Source organism: Streptomyces sp. NPDC005925 (genome assembly GCF_040638805.1).
In the GTDB taxonomy this organism is placed as follows: Bacteria; Actinomycetota; Actinomycetes; order Streptomycetales; family Streptomycetaceae; genus Streptomyces.
The window spans coordinates 1-1,423 of record NZ_JBEXVL010000066.1; the positions used below are offsets into that span (position 1 = coordinate 1).

Annotated in this window: 1 protein-coding gene; it reads right to left on the reverse strand. The window is 71.9% G+C overall.

Annotated features, from left to right (window positions below):
* The coding region (locus ABZ354_RS28570) for a polyketide synthase dehydratase domain-containing protein (RefSeq protein ID WP_358661614.1) at window positions 1-1,423 on the reverse strand (1,423 nt) is incomplete at both ends.

A 1,423-nucleotide genomic window follows, 5' to 3' on the forward strand; every position in this document is an offset into this window, starting at 1 on the left:
ACACCACCGGTACCGGCATGGATCAGCACCCGCTCGCCCGCCTGCAGACCGGCCAGCTCCACCAACCCGTACCAAGCCGTCAGGAACGCCGCCGGAACCCCGGCCGCCTGCCGCATGTCCCAGCCCTGCGGAACCGGCGCCACCATCCGCGCCTCGGCGACCGCGACGGGGCCGAACGCACCTTGGAACACGCCCATCACGTGGTCCCCGACCGACAGGTGGGTGACGTCAGGGCCGATCTCCGTCACGACACCGGCGCCTTCGCCGCCCATGGCTCCGTACGCGGGAACCATGCCCAACGCGACCAGGACGTCACGGAAGTTCACGCCCGCCGCGTGCACCGACACACGCACCTGTCCGGGCGCCAGGGGTTCCAGGACCTCCGGGCAGGCCACGGCCGCCAGGTCGTCCAGCGAGCCCCCGTTCACCGTCCGCAGGCGCCACGCCGGCTCACCGGGCGGCGCGACGAGTTCGGCCGAACGGCGTGCCCGGGCGAGGCGCGGTACGTAGAGCTGCCGGTCACGCAGGGCGAGTTGAGGCTCGTCCAGGTCCTGGACGGCCTGACGCAGAACGGACTGCGGCAGCCGCCCGCCGAGGACGGTGTCGACATCCACGTAGTCGTCGGTATCGATGTCGGTGTCGGTGTCGGTGTCGGTCTCGGTGTCTGTGTCGGTGTCGAGGTCGAGCAGGGCGAAGCGGCCCGGGTGCTCCGACTGGGCACTGCGCACCAGACCCCACACCGCGGCCGCGGACGCATCCACCTCACCACGACCGTCACCCTCACGGCCGCCGTCGGTGACCACCGCACCCCTCGTCACCAGGACAAGACGCGACTCCGCCAACTCCGGCACGGCCAAGAACTCCCGCACCAACGACAACACCCGGTCCACAACCACCGGCCCCACACCCCTGGACGGCCCCACGGGAACAAGCACCGCCCACGGCACCTCACCACCCGACGACACCACCCCACCCAGACCGGCACCACGCGGGAGCACCACCCAGCCGGCACCGTCGGACAGGTCCGGCCGCGAAACCGAAAGCGGCGACCACTCCACCGTGAACAGACCGCGCACGTCCTCGTGTGGGGCGGCTGCGAGCCGGCCGGGCTTCACGGGCCGTGTCTGCAGGGAGTCGACGCTCAGGACGGGACCGCCGGTCGCGTCGGTGACCGTCACGCTCAGCCCCTGGTCGGCGCTCTCCCCGACCGGGCGAAGGCGTACACGAACGGTCGTGGCACCGACGGCGTGCAGGGACACCCCGGACCACCCGAACGGTACGTAGACCTGATCGTCCTCGGAGTCCTCCTGGAAACGGGCGGCGAGGAGCGGGTGGAGGGTGGCGTCCAGGAGGGCGGGGTGGATGCCGTGACCGTCGTGAGCACCGGCGGCCTCGGGCAGGGCGACCTCCGCCAGCAGGTCCT